Source organism: Campylobacter sp. IFREMER_LSEM_CL1890 (assembly GCF_025772045.1).
Taxonomy (GTDB): Bacteria; Campylobacterota; Campylobacteria; order Campylobacterales; family Campylobacteraceae; genus Campylobacter_D; species Campylobacter_D lari_D.
In genome coordinates, this window is record NZ_JAKMRK010000011.1 from 1 (window position 1) to 20,177 (window position 20,177).

The 20,177-nt window shown below is 28.2% G+C and carries 18 protein-coding genes; 9 read left to right on the top strand and 9 right to left on the bottom strand.

Annotated elements, in window-relative coordinates; genetic code table 11:
• From L8W57_RS06285 to L8W57_RS06305, 5 genes are all read left to right on the top strand, one after another.
• The coding region (locus tag L8W57_RS06285) for an N-acetylmuramoyl-L-alanine amidase family protein (protein WP_263662225.1) at nucleotides 1-1,493 on the top strand (1,493 nt) is incomplete at its 5' end.
• Nucleotides 1,490-3,325 (top strand): bifunctional tRNA (5-methylaminomethyl-2-thiouridine)(34)-methyltransferase MnmD/FAD-dependent 5-carboxymethylaminomethyl-2-thiouridine(34) oxidoreductase MnmC, encoded by a 1,836-nt coding sequence (gene mnmC / locus L8W57_RS06290; protein WP_133319245.1) that lies wholly within the window; start codon nucleotides 1,490-1,492, stop codon nucleotides 3,323-3,325. The genes L8W57_RS06285 and mnmC, both read left to right, overlap by 4 nt.
• A 59-nt stretch (nucleotides 3,326-3,384) precedes the next feature.
• Nucleotides 3,385-3,891 carry a PAS domain-containing protein gene (locus L8W57_RS06295; RefSeq protein ID WP_133319244.1) on the top strand — a complete coding sequence of 169 codons (507 nt, stop codon included), beginning with the start codon at nucleotides 3,385-3,387 and terminating at the stop codon, nucleotides 3,889-3,891.
• A 550-nt stretch (nucleotides 3,892-4,441) separates the two neighbouring features.
• Nucleotides 4,442-5,239 (top strand): methyl-accepting chemotaxis protein, encoded by a 798-nt coding sequence (locus tag L8W57_RS07960; RefSeq protein ID WP_263662238.1) that lies wholly within the window; start codon nucleotides 4,442-4,444, stop codon nucleotides 5,237-5,239.
• A gap of 11 nt (nucleotides 5,240-5,250) precedes the next feature.
• Nucleotides 5,251-6,081, top strand: a complete 831-nt coding sequence (locus L8W57_RS06305) for a hypothetical protein (RefSeq protein WP_133319242.1) — start codon at nucleotides 5,251-5,253, stop codon at nucleotides 6,079-6,081.
• On the opposite strand, the gene rseP is transcribed toward L8W57_RS06305, so the two are convergent.
• Genes rseP through murJ form a run of 9 tightly spaced genes read right to left on the bottom strand, consistent with a single transcriptional unit; the run spans nucleotide 6,078 to nucleotide 16,372 of the window.
• Nucleotides 6,078-7,184 carry an RIP metalloprotease RseP gene (gene rseP, locus L8W57_RS06310; protein ID WP_263662227.1) on the bottom strand — a complete coding sequence of 369 codons (1,107 nt, stop codon included), beginning with the start codon at nucleotides 7,182-7,184 and terminating at the stop codon, nucleotides 6,078-6,080. The genes L8W57_RS06305 and rseP overlap by 4 nt on opposite strands.
• Nucleotides 7,181-7,717 (bottom strand): CDP-diacylglycerol--glycerol-3-phosphate 3-phosphatidyltransferase, encoded by a 537-nt coding sequence (pgsA, locus tag L8W57_RS06315; protein WP_133319240.1) that lies wholly within the window; start codon nucleotides 7,715-7,717, stop codon nucleotides 7,181-7,183. Before pgsA ends, rseP begins: the two co-directional genes overlap by 4 nt.
• A 38-nt stretch (nucleotides 7,718-7,755) precedes the next feature.
• Nucleotides 7,756-8,535 (bottom strand): enoyl-ACP reductase, encoded by a 780-nt coding sequence (locus L8W57_RS06320; RefSeq protein WP_087689753.1) that lies wholly within the window; start codon nucleotides 8,533-8,535, stop codon nucleotides 7,756-7,758.
• Nucleotides 8,535-9,431: a 4-hydroxy-tetrahydrodipicolinate synthase gene (dapA, locus tag L8W57_RS06325; protein ID WP_133319239.1), complete on the bottom strand. Its 897-nt coding sequence runs from the start codon at nucleotides 9,429-9,431 to the stop codon at nucleotides 8,535-8,537. The genes L8W57_RS06320 and dapA overlap by 1 nt, the downstream gene beginning before the upstream one ends.
• Nucleotides 9,421-10,674: a M16 family metallopeptidase gene (locus L8W57_RS06330; RefSeq protein WP_133319238.1), complete on the bottom strand. Its 1,254-nt coding sequence runs from the start codon at nucleotides 10,672-10,674 to the stop codon at nucleotides 9,421-9,423. The genes dapA and L8W57_RS06330 overlap by 11 nt, the downstream gene beginning before the upstream one ends.
• A complete protein-coding gene (locus tag L8W57_RS06335; RefSeq protein WP_263662228.1) occupies nucleotides 10,671-11,729 on the bottom strand; it encodes a quinone-dependent dihydroorotate dehydrogenase in 1,059 nt (352 codons plus the stop codon). The genes L8W57_RS06330 and L8W57_RS06335 overlap by 4 nt, the downstream gene beginning before the upstream one ends.
• 50 nt (nucleotides 11,730-11,779) lie before the next feature.
• Complete coding sequence (locus L8W57_RS06340; protein ID WP_133319340.1) at nucleotides 11,780-13,543, bottom strand: ABC transporter ATP-binding protein; 1,764 nt, start codon at nucleotides 13,541-13,543, stop codon at nucleotides 11,780-11,782.
• Nucleotides 13,536-14,918, bottom strand: coding sequence for a cysteine--tRNA ligase (cysS, locus tag L8W57_RS06345; protein WP_133319236.1), 1,383 nt, complete (start codon nucleotides 14,916-14,918; stop codon nucleotides 13,536-13,538). Before cysS ends, L8W57_RS06340 begins: the two co-directional genes overlap by 8 nt.
• On the bottom strand, nucleotides 14,918-16,372 hold the full coding sequence (gene murJ / locus L8W57_RS06350) for a murein biosynthesis integral membrane protein MurJ (protein WP_133319235.1): 1,455 nt from the start codon (nucleotides 16,370-16,372) through the stop codon (nucleotides 14,918-14,920). Before murJ ends, cysS begins: the two co-directional genes overlap by 1 nt.
• A gap of 124 nt (nucleotides 16,373-16,496) precedes the next feature.
• Between murJ and L8W57_RS06355 the strand changes: the two genes are divergently transcribed.
• Genes L8W57_RS06355 through L8W57_RS06370 form a run of 4 tightly spaced genes read left to right on the top strand, consistent with a single transcriptional unit; the run spans nucleotide 16,497 to nucleotide 20,176 of the window.
• Nucleotides 16,497-18,353: a FapA family protein gene (locus L8W57_RS06355; protein WP_263662229.1), complete on the top strand. Its 1,857-nt coding sequence runs from the start codon at nucleotides 16,497-16,499 to the stop codon at nucleotides 18,351-18,353.
• Entirely contained in the window at nucleotides 18,350-18,901 is a 552-nt protein-coding gene (gene ruvA, locus L8W57_RS06360; protein WP_133319233.1) for a Holliday junction branch migration protein RuvA, read from the top strand. The genes L8W57_RS06355 and ruvA overlap by 4 nt, the downstream gene beginning before the upstream one ends.
• A 16-nt stretch (nucleotides 18,902-18,917) precedes the next feature.
• The gene (locus tag L8W57_RS06365) at nucleotides 18,918-19,958 is read left to right on the top strand and encodes a D-alanine--D-alanine ligase (RefSeq protein ID WP_133319232.1); all 1,041 of its coding nucleotides are present in this window, start codon (nucleotides 18,918-18,920) and stop codon (nucleotides 19,956-19,958) included.
• Between the two features lie 2 nt (nucleotides 19,959-19,960).
• Nucleotides 19,961-20,176 (top strand): type II toxin-antitoxin system Phd/YefM family antitoxin, encoded by a 216-nt coding sequence (locus L8W57_RS06370; RefSeq protein ID WP_087699049.1) that lies wholly within the window; start codon nucleotides 19,961-19,963, stop codon nucleotides 20,174-20,176.
• Nucleotide 20,177: the final 1 nt, after the last annotated feature.

Consider the following 20,177-nt stretch of genomic DNA (forward strand, 5'->3'; position numbering starts at 1 on the left):
AAAAAGAAGATAAAAAAGAAGATAAAAAAGAAGATAAAAAAGAAGATAAAAAAACTTCGGCACAAAAAGAGCTTTTTATTCTTGATGTTAAAAAATTAGATAATGGTGTTTTGCTTGATTTGAGTGAAAAAATTAGCCAAAAAGATATAAAAAATTTTACTTTAAAAGGTGATAATTTTCGTTATGTTGCAGATTTTGATGGAATTTTAAAAGGGCCAAAGAGAAATTTTGAATTTAAAGATTTTGATATTATTGTATCACAATTTAATCCAACTAGCATGCGTTTAGTTTTGAGTTCTAAAAAAGAGTTAAAAGTAAAAATAGAGCTTAAAGATCAAAGTCTTTTTATGGGACTTGAAAAAATAGAAAAAAAAGAAGAGCCTAAACCTATAGTTAAAAAACAAAGCGAGATTAAAAAAACAGAAGTTAAAAAAGAAGTTGTTAGAAATGAACCTTTATATATTTTAAAATCAAGTAAAGATAAAAGTGGTGTTAATTTAAAATTAAACAATGATATTGATATTGAAGATATTAAAATCAACTCTTTTAAAGATGGTAAAATGTATCGTTCTATTGTGAGTTTTGAAGCCATTCTAGAAGGTGATAGAAAAAAAATTGATATTAATAAAAATCAATCTATCACAATAGTGCAGTTTAATAAAACTACAGTAAGAATTGTTTTAAATTCTACTAGTGATTTTAAGACTAGTCTTGATTTGGATGATGATGAGCTATTTGTAGGATTTGAGAAAAAGATTAAGAAAACGCCAGTAAAAAATACTTCAAAAGTAGCAAAAGCTACTATCAAAAAATCAGGCAAAATTATAGTAATTGACCCAGGTCATGGAGGCAAGGATCCAGGAACTTTAGGAGATAAGGGTGTTAGAGAAAAGGATGTAGTTTTAAGTGTGGCTTTAAAACTTGGAAATGAGCTAAAAAAAAGAGGATATAAAATTTATTACACAAGAAGTACTGATAAATTTATAAACCTTAGAGATAGAACTTCCATGGCTAATGAGAAAATGGCAGATTTGTTTATTTCTATCCATGCAAATGCAGCACCAAATAAACAAAGAGCTAAGACTTTGCAAGGAATTGAAACTTTCTTTTTATCTCCTGCAAGAAGCGAAAGAAGTAAAAAAGCTGCTGAAGCAGAAAATCAATCAGATTTTGAAGAAATGAATTATTTTTCCAAGCAAACATTTTTAAATTTTTTAAATCGTGAAAAAATAGTTGCTTCAAATAAATTAGCTATCGATGTGCAGAAAAAAATTTTGAGCAATGTAAGAAAAAAATATAAAGTTGTTGATGGTGGGGTTAGAGAGGCTCCGTTTTGGGTTTTAGTAGGAGCACAAATGCCAGCGATTTTGATTGAAACAGGTTATATTAGCCATCCTAGTGAAAGAAATAGATTGACAAATAAAAATTTCCAAGAATTATTAGCCATTGGTATTGCCAATGGAATTGAAAGTTATTTTTATAAGAATCAATGAAAAAAGCAAATATTATTATAAAAAATAATGCGCCTTTTTCTTTGGATTTTGATGATTATTATTTTAATTCTAGTGATGGTTTAAGTGAAAGCAAATTTATATATACAAATGCTTTTGACTTTGAAAACAAACAAACTATTGTAGCAGAACTTGGTTTTGGTATAGGCTTAAATTTCTTTCTTACATTAAAGCGTTTTTTAAAAGAAAAAAAACACAATCAAAGACTTTTTTATCTTAGCTTTGAAAATTTTTATATAGAAAAAGATAAATTAAGAGAAATTTATAAAAAACTTGGTTTTTATGAGGAATTTAAAGAAGTTTTAGAGCAATTTTTAAATTTTTATCCTCCATGTAAGGATGGAGTTTATAGGTTTTATTTTCAAGATTGTTTTTTAGATTTGGTGTTTGGTGATGCTAAAGAAAATCTACAAAATTTAGACTTTAAGGCAAATATTTGGTATTTAGATGGTTTTTCACCTTCTAAAAATCAAGATATGTTTGATGATAATATTATAAACGATGTTGCTAAAAACTCAAAAATAAATGCTAAGGTTTTAACTTTTTCTTCTGCTAGTGTTTTAAAAAAGGCTTTAATTAACAACAATTTTCAAGTGCAAAAGATAAAAGGTTTTAGAAAAAGAGAAATGATACAAGCCATTTTTAATGGTTTAGAATTTGAAGATAAATTTGCATATTTTAATACCCCATCTTTAAAAAAAGAGATTCAAAAAATAGCTATTATCGGAGCAGGTATAGCCGGAGCAAGCATGGCTTATGAGCTTTCTTTAAGAAATGTTCAAGTAGATGTTTTTGAAAAAGAAAATTCATTAGGAAAAGGCGCTTCTGGAAATATCAATGGAATTTTAAGTTCTTTGATTTTAAAACCAGATGTTTTATTGGGTGAGTTTTCACAATATGCTTTTTTAGAAGCAAGTAGATTTTATAGACAAATTTTAAATTTAATTCCACAAGGGGTTTATGAATTTGCTCATAATGAGCTTATGCAAGAGCGTTTTGATAGTCAAAAAGATAATGTTTTATTTGAAATTATTAATAATCAAGCCTTTTTAAAAGATGGATTTTGTATAAAACCTCAAGAGCTTGTGAAGACACTTTTGCAAAAAAGCAAGGCTAGGGTATTTTTTGAGTATGAATTTAAAGATTATTCTTATAAAAATGAAAAGTTTTTTTTAAATTTTAATAATCAAAAAATTTTAAAAGATTATGATGTGTTAATCTATGCTCAAGGTGCTGATGTTAAGAATTTTTTAGAGTATAAATATATGAAATTAAGTAGTGTAAGAGGTCAATGTACTCATTTAAAACCATTTTTAAAAAACCCGCATGCCTTATCTTCTAAAGGATATATTTGTCCTATTAATGAGGAGCTTAATTTACAACTTATTGGCGCAAGTTATGATAGGCTTAATCAAGATACAACGCTTTTAAAAAATGATGATTTGCAAAATATTGAAAATGTAAAAGAGTTTTTGCACGATGAAAATTTAGAGATAATGGGCGGTAAAGTAGGATTTAGATCATATTCTAGTGATAGATTTGCCATAGCAGGTCAAGCCTATGATGAAAATTTTTATATGCAAAATTATAAAGCACTTTTATGGCATAAAAATAAAAATCAAGTCATACCAAATGATTTTATTCCTTTGTATTTTTCTATTGCTCATGGATCTAGAGCTTTTGCTAGTGCTATTGTTTGTGCTAGAGTGATGAGCTCATTGATTTTTGATGAGCCAAGAATAAAAAAAGAATTTTTATATGCCTTACATCCTGCAAGATTCTTAATTAGAAAGCTTAAAAAAGGACTTATTTAATCCTTGATTTATTAATTTTATATATTGGTATATTAAAATTAATATTTTAAGGAGGGTATATGAAAAGAAAAATTTTGCCAAATAATAATCAAAAATTTTTCAATGACGGACAAATGATTATTTCCAAAACAGATACTACAGGAAAAATCATATATTGCAATAGAATCTTTATTTCTCTTTCGGGCTATAGTGAGGAAGAATTATTGGGAAAACCTCATAATATAGTGCGTCATCCGGATATGCCAAAAGTTGTTTTTGAATTACTTTGGGAAAGACTTAAGAGTAAAAAAGAGATTATAGCTTATGTTAAGAATCTATCAAAAGATGGATCATTTTATTGGGTTTTGGCTTTTATCAGTCCTTCGTTTGATTCCAAAGGAGAAGTTGTTGGGTATTATTCTATGCGTTTAAAACCCAAAAAAGAAGCAGTTGAAAAAATAGAAAAATTATACAAAGAGCTTTTGATTGAAGAGCAAAAAGGTGGAAAAGGTGCATCAAGGAAGAAACTTGATGATTATTTAAATACAAAAGGGATGAGTTATGAAGAATTGGTTTTATCAATATAATATCAATCAATCTGTAAATTATTTTGCTTTATTTTTATTTTGTTTGATGGCAATCTTGGAAATAGTAGAAAATAATATTTTTGGTTTTATTTTTTGTGTGATTGGAACTTTAGTGGTGTTATTTGGGCTTGCTAGTGCTTATTATAGAAATAAAGAAGTTTTAAGGATTACTCAAGTTTTAAATGAGCTTACAAAAGGAAATTTGGAAGCAAGAATTACTCATATAGCTGTTCCAAAATCTGGAGTAGGAAAATTAAGTTGGGTTGTGAATGATTTAGCTGATCAAATGGAGGCTTTTAACAGAGAAATTCTTAATGCTATTTTAGCTGTAAAAGAACAAAGATTTTATAGAAAAGCAAGATTAGAAGGCTTAATGGGTACTTTCGCATATAATGCTAAAATTATTAATGAAGCTACTTTAGAAATAGAAAAAACTCAAAATTTATCCATAAGAAGTATTGTCGTTGAAAATGTTTCTAAGGATATGTCAGATTCTTTGCAAAAAGAATTAGCTTTGATTAATGTGAAATTAAATGATAATGCAAGCACTATGCATGATATATATGAGCAGGCAAATGATATTTCTACTCATTCTTCAAAAAGTGCCAAAAATGCAGAATTAATTTCAGTCGATTTGCAAAATTTAGGTGAAAATATCACTCAAATTCATACTTTAATGGATACTTTTTCACAGCAAATTAATAATGTTTCTTCTTTTATATCTATTATAGAAGATATTACAGAGCAAACCAATCTTTTAGCATTAAATGCAGCTATTGAGGCAGCTCGTGCAGGAGAGCATGGTAGAGGTTTTGCGGTAGTTGCAGATGAGGTAAGACATTTAGCTGAAAAAACTCAAGAGGCCGCCAAAGAAATTTCTGTGATGATTAAAGTATCAATAGAGCAAATGAGTAATATTAAAAATATAACTAATGAAGCTTATAAAGTTGCTAAAAAATCTAACTCAAGTTTAGAAGAATTTCAAGAGGTGTTTACCGGTGTTGATGAAAAAGCTAAAATTTTATTAGATGAGATTTCTAAGACAAGTGTTGATACTAATAAAATATTGCTTTATTTAGAGTGTTGCTTAAAAACATATCTAGCTTGCTCTTGTGTGATTAATTCCAAAATAGAAGATATAGAAGATAAAAATTTAGCCAAATTTGATTCTACAAGTAATATTTATGTTTTAAATCAAAATTTAAATTCTTATATAGAAAAATTATTTGATTATATAAGAAACAATCAAATAGTCAAAGAGGAAAGAAAAATTTATGCACATATTAAGCAAATTCAAGATATAAATGAAAAAATGATAAGCGAAATAGAGCATAAAAAACATATTTAATAAGAGGTTAAATGAAAAAATACATTTTTTTAAGTTGTATATGTTTAAATGTGCTTGCTTCTAATTTAGAAGAAAGCTTAAGTGAGGGTGATGTTAATATAACTAAAGAACAAAAAACAAATGCAATTTCCAAACAAGTATTTTTTCAAAAACCGCAGGAGTATCAAGCTCAAAATGTTGATTTTGGTACTTTTGCTAGTAATTCTTTAGCACAGGTTTTAAATTTAAGCTCAAAGGATAAAACAGAAGCTAGTTTAGATTATAACGCTTTAAATGTAAATATTAAAAATATCAACTCAATTTTAGATTATGATAATGCTACTTTACTTTTAGAAAAACAAGCAAGAATAGGGCAGTTAGAGCAAGCTTATTCTTTGGGAATTATTAATCGTTATGAATTTGATGAAATCAATTTTGGTTTTAATTATTTTAACGATCAATATAAACAAGCTTATGCAAAAAATAGTTTTGGTGCTGAATTGCAATTTAGTCAATATTTTAAAGCATATGCTAATCATTATGATATAAAAGAAAATAATAGTGATGATAGTACAGAGTTTGGGGTTATATTTGATTTACCTTATTTAAATGTTTTAAATGTAAATTCTAACATGAAAGAAACACAAAATCAGTATAACATTACTTATTCTCCAATTTCTATTTTGGATTTATCACTTAATTATCAAGATGAAAAAACAAGTGCAAAAGATCAAACGGCAATGTGGGTTAAGTTTAGACTAAATTATGAACAAAGTTTAAGTAAGCAATTTTATAATAGCTTTTATCGTAAAAATAGTATAGCCGAGTTTAATCGCTATGATTTTGCTACTAGGACTTATTAATTGCTTATAAAACGAGTAATGTCGTTGTAAGTTACAAATACCATTAAGCTTAAAAGTAAAGCCATGCCAAAATAACTAAGATATTCAAAACATACTTTTGGTACTTCTTTTTTAAAAATTAATTCATAAAGATTAAAAAGTATATGTCCTCCATCTAGTGCTGGTATCGGAAGTAAATTTAGTACTCCAAGATTGATGGAAATTAAAGCTGTGATTAAAAATAAAACTACTATACTAGTATTTGCTGCTTTGGAGGTTATATCCACCATAGTGATGATTCCACCCATATTTTTAGCATCTAATTCCCCACTGATGATTTTAGCAAGACCTTTGAAAATAAGCAAAGAAGCATTTATGCTTTCTTCATAAGCATATTTCAAACTGCTAATTCCTGAGTGATAAATAGTAACAAACTCACCCTTAGGTGCTATACCAATAAGAGGTTTTTGAACTTTTTGATAAAACTCATTATAACCTTGGTCAATTTGCGGTGTTAAAGTGATATTGATAAATTTATTATCGCGTTCTATGTCAAGCAGGGTTGGTTTTGCGTGAACAAGTTTGCCAATTTCTTCAAAACTTTGAATTTGAACCCCATCTATAGCTAGGATTTTATCACCAATTTGTAAATTTGCTTTTTGTGCAGCTGAGTTTGGCGCTATATCTCCAACAACAGGCGCAAGTTTTTGAACTCCTAAAAAACCTATGGCTATATAAAGTAAAAATGCTAGAAAAAAGTTAAAAAATGGTCCTGCAAAAAGTATATAAATTCTAGCTAAAGGACTTAAAGTGTTATAGCTATTTGGCTCATAATTTTTTTCACTAGGATTTAAATCATCTTGTCCTTTAAGCTTAACATAACCACCAAATGGTAGGGCGGATAAGCGATATTCTGTATTTTTGTAAGTTTTTTTAAAAATAGCTTTTCCAAAACCTATGCTAAAAATTTCTACATCAACTCTCATATGTTTTGCAGCTAAAAAATGTCCTAATTCGTGAAAAAAAATTAAAAAAGATATCACTAAAAGTGTTATTAAAAAACTAAAAGAATAAAATTTAAAGCCAATAGCTAAGATAATAAATAAAAATAAATATGATTTCAATTTATACCTTTTTTTAAATGTTTTACATAAGCTAGTATGTATTCAAAAGCTGAATAAAGTGTAAGCACTAAAGCAATAAATAACAATGTATTGGCAAAAGGCCATTGCATGATTAAAAATATAATAGCTATCATTTGAAAGGTTGTTTTTATTTTGCCTGCAAAAGAAGCACTTACATCAAATTTTTCACTTACCATAACCACTCTAAAGCCGGTGATGAAAAATTCTCTTACTAAGATAATGTAAACCATCCATGGATCAGCTTTTTGCGTAAGTAATAACCCTAAAAATGCAGCTAGAATAAGCATTTTATCTGCTAAAGGATCTATAATAGCTCCAAGTTTAGTAGTTTGATTCCAAGTTCTTGCAATATAGCCATCGAAAAAATCAGTTAAAGCAGCTATGCTAAAAATAACACAAGCAAAATAATCTACCCAACTAGGATGGATATTTTCAAAATCATTAATAAGTAAAAAAAACAAAAGTGGAGCTAATAATATCCTTATAAAAGCTAAGATGTTGGGTAAATTCATACTTTTAAAATCCTTTATAAAGCACCCTTAAGGTAATATTACTTAAAGGTGGTGCCACCATCTACGATCAAAGTATGGCCTGTGATCCAATTTGCCTTATCAGAGCATAAAAATAAACATGCGCCAGCTAGATCTTGTGGCTGTCCAATGCGGTTTAGCGGACTAAGATTGATAGTTGCATTTTTTACCTCTTCATAATTTGTAAATGCTTTAAGCGCGTCAGTATCAATTGGTCCACCGCTAACTACATTTACACGGATATTTTTAGAACCAAGCTCGGTTGCAGCATATCTTGCCATAGCTTCAACCGCTGCTTTAGCTGTACCATGACCAGCATAATTTTCAATATGAACTAAATTTCCTGTTGAAGAAATAGATAATATACTACCCCCACCAACTTTTTCCATTCTTTTTGCCGCTTCTTGCGCTCCAACAACAAAAGCATTTACGGTTGCTGTGAAAATATTATTAATACCTTTTGGCTTTAATTTCATAAATTTAGTATATCCACCTACAACAGCACGACCTGAAATGATAGCATTAGAGATGAAAAAATCTATTCTATCAAAATCTTGATCAATTTTTTCAAATAACTCTTTATATGTTTCTGGTTCAAGTATATTAAATTCATAAGCCTTTGCTTTGATTTTATAATTATTTTCTAAATCTTTCACAATTTCTTGAGCTAAATCTGCATTAGAATTATAAGTAAAAGCTACATTGGCTCCCGCTTTTGCAAACTCATATACAATAGCTTTACCAATCCCTCTTGTTCCACCGCTAATTACTAAAGTTTTATTTTGAAAAAAAGTATCCATTAAAATCCTTTTATATTATAGTTTTTCATAATCGCTTCTATTTTTGTTAAATTGCAATCACTAGGTTTGCAAAGTGGCAAACGATATTCTAAAGTAGGGGTTAAACCTGCTATATACATTGCCGCTTTAATAGGTATAGGATTGCTTTCACAAAATAAAATTTTATTAATATTATATAACTCATCATTGATTTTTTTAGCTTCAATGTATTTTTCTTTTAAAGCTAGATGAGTTAATTTTGAAATCATATCAGGAAGTAAATTTGAAGTAACTGAAATCACACCCTTACCGCCATTTGAAAGTATAGGATAATTAATCGCATCTTCCCCGCTTAAAAGTATCATTCTAGGTTCATGCGCTAGCAAATCAACGCATTTATCAATGCTTCCACTAGCTTCTTTTACCCCGTAAATATTTTCACAATCTCTAAATAATCTTATAATAGTTTCTGTTTGAAGCTCACACCCTGTTCTTCCTGGGACATTATATAAAAGTACAGGTATATCTATACTTTTTGCTATTTCTTTATAATGAAGATATAAACCTTCTTGTGTGGGTTTGTTATAATATGGAGTAACGCTTAAAATTCCATCAGCTCCATGCTCTTGTGCAAACTTAGCTAAACTTACAGCTTCATGTGTGGCATTGCTTCCTGCTCCTGCTAAAACCTTACAAGAACTTCCTTTGCATGCATCTAGTGCTATTTCTATACAAATTCTATGCTCTTCATGGGTTAAGGTGGCACTTTCTCCGGTTGTTCCAACAGGCACTACTACATCAATTCCATTTGCGATTTGTCTTTTGATAAGTTTATGGTAAGTTTGCTCATCTAATTTTCCATTTTTAAATGGAGTTATTAAAGCTGTCATTGCTCCTATGATGATGTTATTGTCCATTTTCGCCCCTTTTTAAGATTATTGTTGTAGATTTGTCTTCATTGAAGTATTTTCTAGCACAATGAATTAAATCATCTTTGCTTAGATTTTCTATATTTTTTTCATAATCAAGCAAAGGTTTTAAATCACCCTTTGCAAGATAAGATCCATAAATATTTGCAACGCTACTTGCATTGCTTAGTGAAAAAATAAAATCACTTTTTACGGTATTTTTGATTTTTTCCATGATAGCATCATCAAATTTGGCATTTTTTACATCTTCAAGAATTTTCAAAAGCTCTTTTTCAACATCTTCTGCTTTTATATCTTCATTACAAACACAAATAAATATAAATAAATTCTCATCTATATTTTCACTTGCATAGGCATAAAATTCATTGATTAGTTCTAATTTATCAATTAAAATTTCACTTATTAAAGAACTTTTTCCATTTCCTAAAAGCTCACTCAATGCGCAAAGTTTTGGCATATCTTCATGATTAAATGCAGGAATTTTGTATGCAAGTGCTAGTAGTTGTGTATCGCTTTCTTTGTGCAAGATCACGCGTTTAGCACCATCTTGTTCAGGTTCTTTTTCATGAACTATAGGGATTTCTTTGGTGTTTTTTATATCTTGAAAATGTTTTTTAGCAAGATTGAAAACTTCATCTTCATTAATATCGCCACTCACAAGCAAAATAGCATTTTTGGGTTGATAAAAAGTTTGATGAAAATCTTGTATATCTCCTATTTTCCAATTTTGTATATCTTTAAAAAAGCCTATTGGAGTCCAATGATATGGATGATGTAAAAAGGCATGATTGTATAATCTAAAATATAAATATCCTAAAGGATTATTATCAGTTCTCCAACGCCTTTCTTCTAAAACTACATTTCTTTCAGGCTGAAACTCATCATCTTTTAAATTTAAATTACGCATTAATTCAGCAAAAAGCCACAAAGATTTGTCTAAATTTTCACTAGAGCATTTTATAAAATAATGCGTATAGTCAAAACCAGTACTTGCATTATCCACTCCACCAAAACCCTTGACTATCTCATCAAATTCGCCTGCTTTTAAATTTTTTGTACTTTTAAAATTTAAATGTTCAAGCATGTGAGCTATGCCGCTTTTTCCCATTTTTTCATTTCTTGAGCCAACTTTATAAAAAATATCTACACTTATAACCCCGCTTTTTTTATTTACAGGTAAAGTGTAAATTTCAAGTTCATTTTCAAGGGTGATTTTTTTATAATTAATCATTTAAAATTAACTCCTATAGCTTGACTAATATGATTAAAACCATCTTGTTTTAAAAGTTCAATTAATCCTTGATTGATATTTTTAACAATACTTGGTCCTTTAAAAATCATAGCTGTATAAATTTGAACCAAACTAGCTCCATTTTTAATGCGTTCATAAGCAAGTTCAGCACTATCTATACCACCGCTTGCTATTAAAATAGTATCTTGATAAATTTCTTTAGCTACTTCTTTAAAAAATGTCGCACTTTTTTGAGTGATTAATCTACCACTAATTCCACCAAAGGTTCTTGTATTATCAATTAAAGAATAATCTATACTAGTATTTGCCATGATAATACCATCAGCTTTTGCACTAATAGCACTTTTGCAAAGTGAAATTGCACTATCTATACTCATATCTGGAGCAATTTTTAAAATCACAGGTTTTTTTGTGATTTCTTTTGCTTGATTAAATAGGGTGTTTACAAATTCCTCACTTTGTAAATCTCTTAAATTTTTGGTATTTGGAGAGGATATATTAATCACAAACAAATCGCACAAATCTTTAAATTCTTTTAATAAAATAATATAATCATTAATAGCTTCTTCATTTGGAGTGATTTTATTTTTGCCTATATTTGCTACTAAAGGTATGCTAAAAGGATAGACTTTTTTTACTTCTTTTGCGATAGCATTTTTACCTTTATTATTAAAACCCATAGCATTTTGAATACTTTCTTGTTCAACAAGTCTAAAAAGTCTAGGTTTTTCGTTGCCATTTTGAGGTTTTGGGGTGAAAGTTCCATATTCTAAAAAGCCAAAACCTAAAGCACTTAGCGGTCTTATCATAGTTGCATTTTTATCAAAGCCACCTGCTAAGCCCACAGGATTGTAAAAATTTAAATTAAAAATTTCTTGATTTAAAATTTCATCATTTATTATACAATCTTTTGCAAAAAAACTAAGCCCTCCAGGAAATATACAATCTAGCGTTCGCATACTAAATTCAGCTAAAGCATGGGCATTTTCTGGATCTAATTTATATATTAAAGGTTTTAAACTTTCATAAGTCATATTTTTCCTTTTTTACAAAATAGCATATTTTACTAAAAAAATGATAATTCTTAGTTTTCATTTTCTTTAACTTTATCAGTTTTTTGTGCTTTTTGTTTTAATTTTTGATAAATTTCACAATGTTGCATTAAATAAGCATCATTTCCTATAGAAGCTATTTTTCCTTTATCAAGCACAGCAATTTTGTCAGCATTTTCTATAGTGCTAAGCCTATGAGCGATGATGAGTATTAAGCGATCTTTTTTTAAGCTTTCTATGGTTTTTACTATGGCTTTTTCACTTTCATTATCAAGTGCTGAGGTTGCTTCATCAAAAATTAAAATTTGAGGATTTTTATATAAAGCCCTTGCTATGGCAATGCGTTGTTTTTGTCCGCCGGAGAGATTTTTTCCATGTTCTTTTAATTCAGTATGTATACCACCAAGTTCTTGGACAAAATCATAAGCATTAGCTTGTTTTAAAACCTCTATCACGCGTGTTTCGTTATATTCTTTAGCATAAGCAATATTTTGAGCTATAGTGTCATTAAATATATAAATATTTTGAGTTACCAAAGAAATATTTTCTCTTAAACTAATAATATCAAAAGAGCTAATGTCTTTTTGATTGATTAAAATCTCACCACTATCTTTTTCAAAAAAATACATCAAAAGATTGATAATAGAAGATTTTCCTCCACCACTTGATCCAACTAAGGCTAGAATTTCTCCTTTATCAAAAGAAAAATTTACATCTTTTAATACCGTTTTATCTTTTTGATAGCTTAAAGAGACATTTTTAAAATGAATATTTTGGATATTTTCTGTAAGTTTTTCATCGCCACCTTTAATTTGTGGTTCTAAATCAGTTAAATAAAAAGTTCTCTCACTAGCTGCTACTGCATTTTGCAATCTTGTATAAAGTGAAGAAAGTCTTTTAATAGGAGTATAAGCCATAAATAAAGCTGTAGTAAAGCTAAAAAAAGAACCTATGCTTAAACTTCCATCAATTACTTCTTTACCACCTATTATAATTACTATTGCAAAGCCAATTGAACCCATAGATTCCATTAAAGGGCTACTTAAAGCTTCAATTCTAATGCCTTTTAAGGAAAGTTTGCAAACTTCGCTATTAGTTTGGCTGAATTTTTGCATTTCATTTTTACCTGCATTAGAAGCTTTAATAAGTTCTATATTAGAAAAGATTTCACTTAATCTTGAAGTAAGATCAGAATTTTTTTCTTGAGTATTGCGTCCTATTTTTTTGATTTTTTTAGCAAAAATAGCAAGAGGGTAAATTGCTAAAGGTAAAATAACTAAAGCAAAAAAAGCAAGTTTTGGACTTTGATAAATTACCACACTTAAAAGTCCAATCGCGGTTAAACTTTCTCTTAAAATTTCAGGTATTATAGTAGAAACTATATTTTGTAAAGCTCCAATATCAGAAGTACATCTGCTGATTAATTCTCCACTTCTGTATTTATGAAAAAAGCTCATATCTAAGCGCAAAAGATTGCCAAGAACTAATTCTCTTAATCTTCTTAAAATATCTGTCCCAACATAAGATATATAATAAACTTGCATATAAGCACCAAGATTTTTTAAAGCATAAATTAAAACAACAAGTAAAGGCATATAATAAAGCAAATCAACATTTTTTTCTATAAAAATTTTATTTAAAATAGGCTCTATGATGTATGCACTAGCAGCTGTTCCACCACTAGTTAAAAGCATACCAATAATAGCTAAAACAAAATAAAACCAATAATCTTTATAATAAGGCTTAAAGCGAGTAAAAACCTCTTTAAGCTTCATTTCTTTGTAATTTTTATCCATTTTTCTCCCATACCACACCATTTGGTGTATCCATTAAAAGAATATTCTCTTTAGCTAAATCATCACGAATTTGATCTGCTAAGGCATAGTTTTTTTCTTGCTTTGCCTTGTTGCGTAGAGCGATTTTTTCTTCTATTTCCTGACATTTTTCTTTACTAATGCCAAATTGAAAATATTTTATAGTATCCATAAAACCTATACCAAAAATAAAAGCGAGTTCTTTTAAGGTTTTTTCTAATTGTATTTTATAAGCTTTGTCTTTTAGGTTTTGATCTAAGTAAATATTACTTTCATTGATAAACTCATCAAGTAAAGCCAAGGCTTTAGAGGCATTTAAATCATCATTTAAAACTTCTAAGATATTTTTAGCTACTTCACTTTCTATGGTAGTTTTTTCATCTATAAAAGCATTTAAATTTAAGCGTTTTTTTAAACGGTAAAATTTATCAAGTCTTTTTTTAGTAGCTTGTAAGTCTTCTAAAGCGTAGTTAAAATGCGCTCTATAATGCACACTTAAAAGATAAAATCTCAAAACCTCTCCACTAAAAAGTTTTAAAGAATCTTTTAGAAAAAAGCTATTTCCCAGGCTTTTGCTCATTTTTTCACCATTAATTTGCACAAAGCCATTATGCAGCCAAAAATTAGCCAACTCATGATTGTTTTTACAACGACACTGACAAGCTTCATTTTCATGATGAGGAAAAAGTAAATCTATGCCTCCTGCATGAATATCAAGTTTATCTTTAAAAATACTTTCTATCATCACAACGCATTCTGTGTGCCAGCCTGGTCTTCCTTTACCAAAACTTGCAGGATAAAATTTTTCATCAAATTTCCATAAAACAAAATCGCTATCATTTTTTTTGGCTACACTTTCTTCTAAGCGTGATTGATTATCTTCTAAATTTCTTTTAGAGATATAAAAGTATTTATCATCTTTGCTGGTATCAAAATAAATTCCATCTTCAAGTTTATACGCTAGGTTTAATTCTGAAAGTTTTTCTATATATATAATCATTTGCTCAATATAAGCTGTAGCCTTTGGCTTAAAGTTAGGTTCTAAGATATTAAGCGCTTGCATATCCTCATCATATCTTTTAATATAAAAATTTGTAATTTCTTCTAAGCTTTTACCACTTTCTTGCATTTTTTTTAAAATTTTATCATCAATATCAGTGTAATTTCTAGCAAAAATCACTTCATAATCACTTGCTAGTAAAACTCTTCTTAAAAAATCAAAACAAACACTACTTCTTGCATGTCCTAAATGTGCATCATCATATACAGTAGGTCCGCATAGATAAATGTTTGCTTTTTTTGCCTCATTTGGGATAAATTCGCATTTTTTCTTTAAAACACTATCAAAAAAAACCATTAAAATAAACCTTTAAAAAAATGATAAATTCCAATTAAAAATTGTATTAAAATATCTTTAATTTCAAATAAGCCTAGAGCAAATAAACTTAAAAATACTATACTAATAAGCCAAAATTTAACCCTAAAAATACCCCAAAGATTTTTAAAGCCAAATTCTTTAATATTAGCATATAATAAATAAAAAGCACTAATAGATGAAGCTAATGCAATGCCTAAGCTCTTATAAGTTTCTTCTTTGATAAGTAAAATAATCGCTACGCTAAAAAATGCTGATATAAAAAGTGTTTTAAAGGCGATTACAGCGGCTATTTTTTGTTTAAATTTAGCATAAAGCCACAAAGAGAAAAGTTTTTGCAAACCAAAAGGTAAAAGTCCTAAAAGATAAGCTTGTAATAAAAATGCAGTGATTTTTGTATCTTCTTGATTAAAATTTCCTCTTTGAAATAAAAACTCCACAATTTCTTTAGCTAAGATAATCCCAACTATACTAGCTAAAATCAAAAGCACACTTAAATATTCAAAAGCTTTTTGCATAAAAGCTAAGGCTTTTTGTTCTTCATTTGCTTTTAAATGTCTTAGTATTTTTGGAAAGCTTACTTGACTTAGAGCGATTGCAAAAAGAGCTAAAGGAAGCTGAAAAACTCTGTTAGAATAATACAAATACGAAATACTTCCAGCCATTAAAAAACTAGCTATAGTAGTATCTAATAATGAACTAATTTGATTTGCCGAAGAGCCTAAAAGTCCATGGGTAAAAGTAGAATGAAATTTATCTAAACTAGTCTTTGTTTTTTTAAGTTTTATGCTTAAATACATGCTTTTTAAAATTCTAGTATTTTTTAAAGCAAAAATATGCCATATAAGTTGAGCTAAACCACTTAAGACAGTCGCATATGAAAAATAATACAAGGCCTCTAAAGGCTCATCTTGATTGACAAAAAAACCTGCAATCACAACAAAAAGATTAAAAAATGAAGCAGAAAAAGAAGTGATGAAAAAATTTTGTTTATAATTTAATAAAGAGCCTAAAAAAGTTACCAAAAAAATAAAAAACAAATACCAAAAATTAATAGAAACCAAAGGCGCAGCCAAGATAATTGTTTCTTTATTAAAGCCAAAAGCAAAAATCTTTGTAAAAAATTCAGCAAAAAAACTCACTAAAATACAGGTTAAAAACACTATAATACTAAATTGCAATAAAACATTTATACAAAAAGCACCTTTTTTACTTGCTTTTAAAAAACTTGGTAAAAAAGCTTGTCCAAAGGCCCCTTCTGCAAAAATTCTTCTAAAAAAAGCAGGCATTTTTAAAGCCACAAAGAAAATATCGCTATAAATTCCAGCTCCTAAGTACAAAGCTAAAACAATATCTCTTAAAACGCCCATAATCCTAGAAAATAAAATTCCTAAGGCATTGATGATGAAATTTTTAAAAACAATATTTTTTCTCATTAATTTTCATTCTTTAAACATTAGTTTGAGTATTATAAAATTTTTAATAGAGCTAATTTTAACTAAATTTTGATTTTATTTTTGCTAAAATCAAAATTTTATATATAATAAGGAAGCTTAAGCTATGGAAGAAAAGAAAATTTTATACACTAAAGACCCTTATAGAGAGCTTTTAATATTTGCTTCTGAAAATAAATGTGAAGTTGATGAACTTGATTTTAGGTTGTTAAGTTTTAGTACTTCTTATACTTATGATAATCAAGAATGGATAAAAGTTAATGAAAAAGAGTTGAAAATTTTTGAAGAAGATGAGAAATTTTTAAATCATGAATTAAATATAGAACAAGAATATAAAATAGAAATTTATTTTAAAAAATTTGCACGCATTTCAACTTTTGAAGTTAGTTTATATACTAATGAGCTTTGTACTTTATTAAAAGCCAGCGTTAAAGCTAGTGAAACTATTGCTTTTCATGACAAATTAGCTCTAGAGCTTTTAGAAGCTATTTATAAAGTGATGATAAAAGAGAAATACTTGCTTGGATTTAGAATTTTTGACTTTAAAAAGCAAATTATTGATTTTAATGCTAAGATTAAAGAGAAGCAAAAATTTGATTTTGAAGTTGAATTTGAAGTATGTAAAGGAATTAATCCGCAAGAGCCTACAAATGAAGAAATAAAATATCATTATTTAGAAAATCTAAAAAAGTATAACGATGTGATGAATAGAAACTATGTAGCACCTATAGGAAAAGATGAGGTGGCTATTGAGAGAATCAAGCCAAAAGAGGGTAGCGATGGCAAGGATTTAAGATTTAAAATTTTAAAAGCACTTCCACCAAAAATAAATAAAGAAAAAGTTGTTTATTCTGATAAATTTGAAGTTAAAGAAGATGATGAGAGTATAAAATATATTGCTAAAAAAGATGGTTTTATTATACAAAGAAAATCCATTTATGAGATAGAAAATTATTTAGAATTTAGTAAAGTTGATTTTAAAAGTACAGGTTCTATTTGGGCGGGTTTTGATAAGCAAGTTATTATTGTGATTAAAAATACAAACACTCTAGAAGATGCAATAGGTCCTAGAATTACTGTTGAGGCTCAGGAATTAGAAGTTACTGGTAATATGGCTCAAGATTCTGTTTTAAGAGGTAAAAAGATAATTCTTAAAGGCAATATGCATCATAAAAGCACTATTATAGGACAAAAGGTTGAGGTTAATATCTTAAGAGGATATTGTGAGGCTGAGGAGATTTTTGCTGAAACTTTGGAAAATGGCTCTATCAAGGCTAAAAAAGTAAATATTAAAAAGGCTATGGGCGGAGAGATTATTGCTGATGAAATTTACATACAAGAACTCGGCGGAAATTGTTTATGTAGTGCTAAAAGTTTAATCCATGTTGAAAAAATTCAAGGCAGTGGAAATAAATTTATAATTCAAGATCTTAAAGCTTTTGGAGAAGAAAAAAGCGGAGAAGAGATACTAATACATGTTGATGGATTGAAAAAAGAACAAGAAAATTTAGTTAAAGAAATAGAAGAGACTAAACACACAATCAATATAAGTAAAGACTCCATACGAATTTTACAGCAAAAAGTAAAAGAATTAATGAGTGCAAAAAGAGCTATACCGCAAGCTTATAAAGCTACTATTAAAGATTTTAATCAAAAGATTGAAAATCTAAGTATTTTTGCCAATAAAATAGAATCTTTAAAAGAAGAAGAAAAAGCAAATATGGAAAAGCTTAAGAAAATTCAAGAAAAACTTTTAAAATCTAAGATTATTAATAAAAGTGGAAAATGGATGGATTTAAATGAAATTAAATTCATTTTGTTAAATCCTAGAAAAGAATTAAGCTATTATCCTCATGATGAAGAAAAAATTCAATGTTTTGAGCTTCAAAAAATTAATACAGAAAATGAGATGGAACTTTTTGAAATTCGTGCTATTAGTAATTACAAGGAAGAAACTAAATGATAGTGGCAATTGAAGGAATAGTGAGTAAAAAAGAACCTACTTTTGTAGTTTTGAAAACTTCAAGTGGGGTAAGTTATGGTGTTTTTGTTTCGCTTTTTTGCTCAAGTAATTTTGAAAAAGATCAAAAGATTGAGTTTTTAATCACACAAATTATCAAAGAAGACTCTCATAAATTATATGGATTTTTAGATATAAATGAGCAAAAAATGTTTGAATTATTAATCAAAATTAGTGGTATAGGAGCAACTACTGCTATGGCACTTTGCTCAAGCTTAGATACTAATACTTTTTATGCAGCTTTGCAAAGTGGCGATGAGAGTGTATTTAAAAAAGTTCCTGGTATTGGTCCAAAGAGTGCAAAAAGAATTATAGCTGAGTTAAGTGATACAAAAATCAATATAGAAAATTCTAATCAAGACCAAGCACAAGCTTTGGCAGCTTTACTTTCACTTGGTTTTAAACAAGAAAATATTTTAAAGGTTTTAAGAACTTGTGAGAGTAAAAATACTAGTGAGCTTATTAAAGAGGCTTTGAAAAAATTAGCATAATAAAAGGAAAAATATAATGATATATGGTGTAATTTTTGGCGCAAATTCTTATGAGCATGAAATTAGCATTGTAAGTGCTGTGGTATTAAAAAAAGTACTCAAAGCACAAAAAAAATTTATATTTTGTGATAAAAATAAGGAATTTTTTCTTATAGATGAAGAAAAAATGAATGCAAAAACTTTTAGCAGCGGTGCTTATAAAAAAGAAAAAGCCTTGGTGCTAAAGCAGGGTGGGTTTTTTATAAAAACTATGTTAGGTGAGAAAAAACTTGACATTGATATAGCGATAAATATCATACATGGAAAAGATGGTGAAGATGGCAAAATAGCTGCTTTGTTTGATTTTTATGGTATAAAATACATAGGCCCACGCATAGAAGCTAGTGTTTTATCTTTTAATAAGGTTTTAACTAAACTTTATGCACAAAGCGTAGGGGTGAAAACACTTGATTATAAGGTTTTAAATTTGCATAAAGAGCAAAATGTATCTTTGGATTTTCCTTGTATTTTAAAGCCTGCAAGATTAGGTAGTAGTATAGGTATAAGCATAGTTAAAGATGAAAGCGAGCTTAAGTATGCCAAAGATGTTGCTTTTGAATTTGATGAGGATGTTGTGATAGAACAATTTGTAAGTAATATTAAAGAATATAACTTAGCAGGTTGTATGATAGATGAAAAAATGGAATTTTCTATTATTGAAGAGCCTAGAAAAAATGAAATTTTAGATTTTGAACAAAAATATTTAGGTTTTTCAGAAAGTTCTAAAGTAAGTGAAGCAAATATTAGTGAAGAATTAAAACAAAAATTAAGGGATAATTTTACGAGAATTTATAATCCTTTATTTAAAGGAGCTTTGATTCGCTGTGATTTTTTTGTGATAGATGATGAGGTTTATTTAAATGAGATCAATCCAAATCCAGGATCTTTAGCAAATTATTTATTTGAAGATTTTACTAATACAGTTGATAATTTAGCAAAAAGTATAGAACTAGAAAAGCAAATTAAGATTGATTATGCTTTTATTCACAGCATTAATGGACAAAAAGGTAAATTATAATCATGGCTACTTTTAGCAAAGATGAAATTTATACTGCAACTGAAGTGGTAAGAAATTTCAGCACTATGCTTGAAAAAACAAAAAAAAGTGAAAACGGTAGAGTGGTGATTGTGAAAAACAATAAATTTGAAGCCGTGCTTTTGAACTTTGAAGAATATGAGCGTTTAAATGAGGCTGTAATGCTTTTAGAAAAGATTTACAAAGATAAAAAAGGCTAGA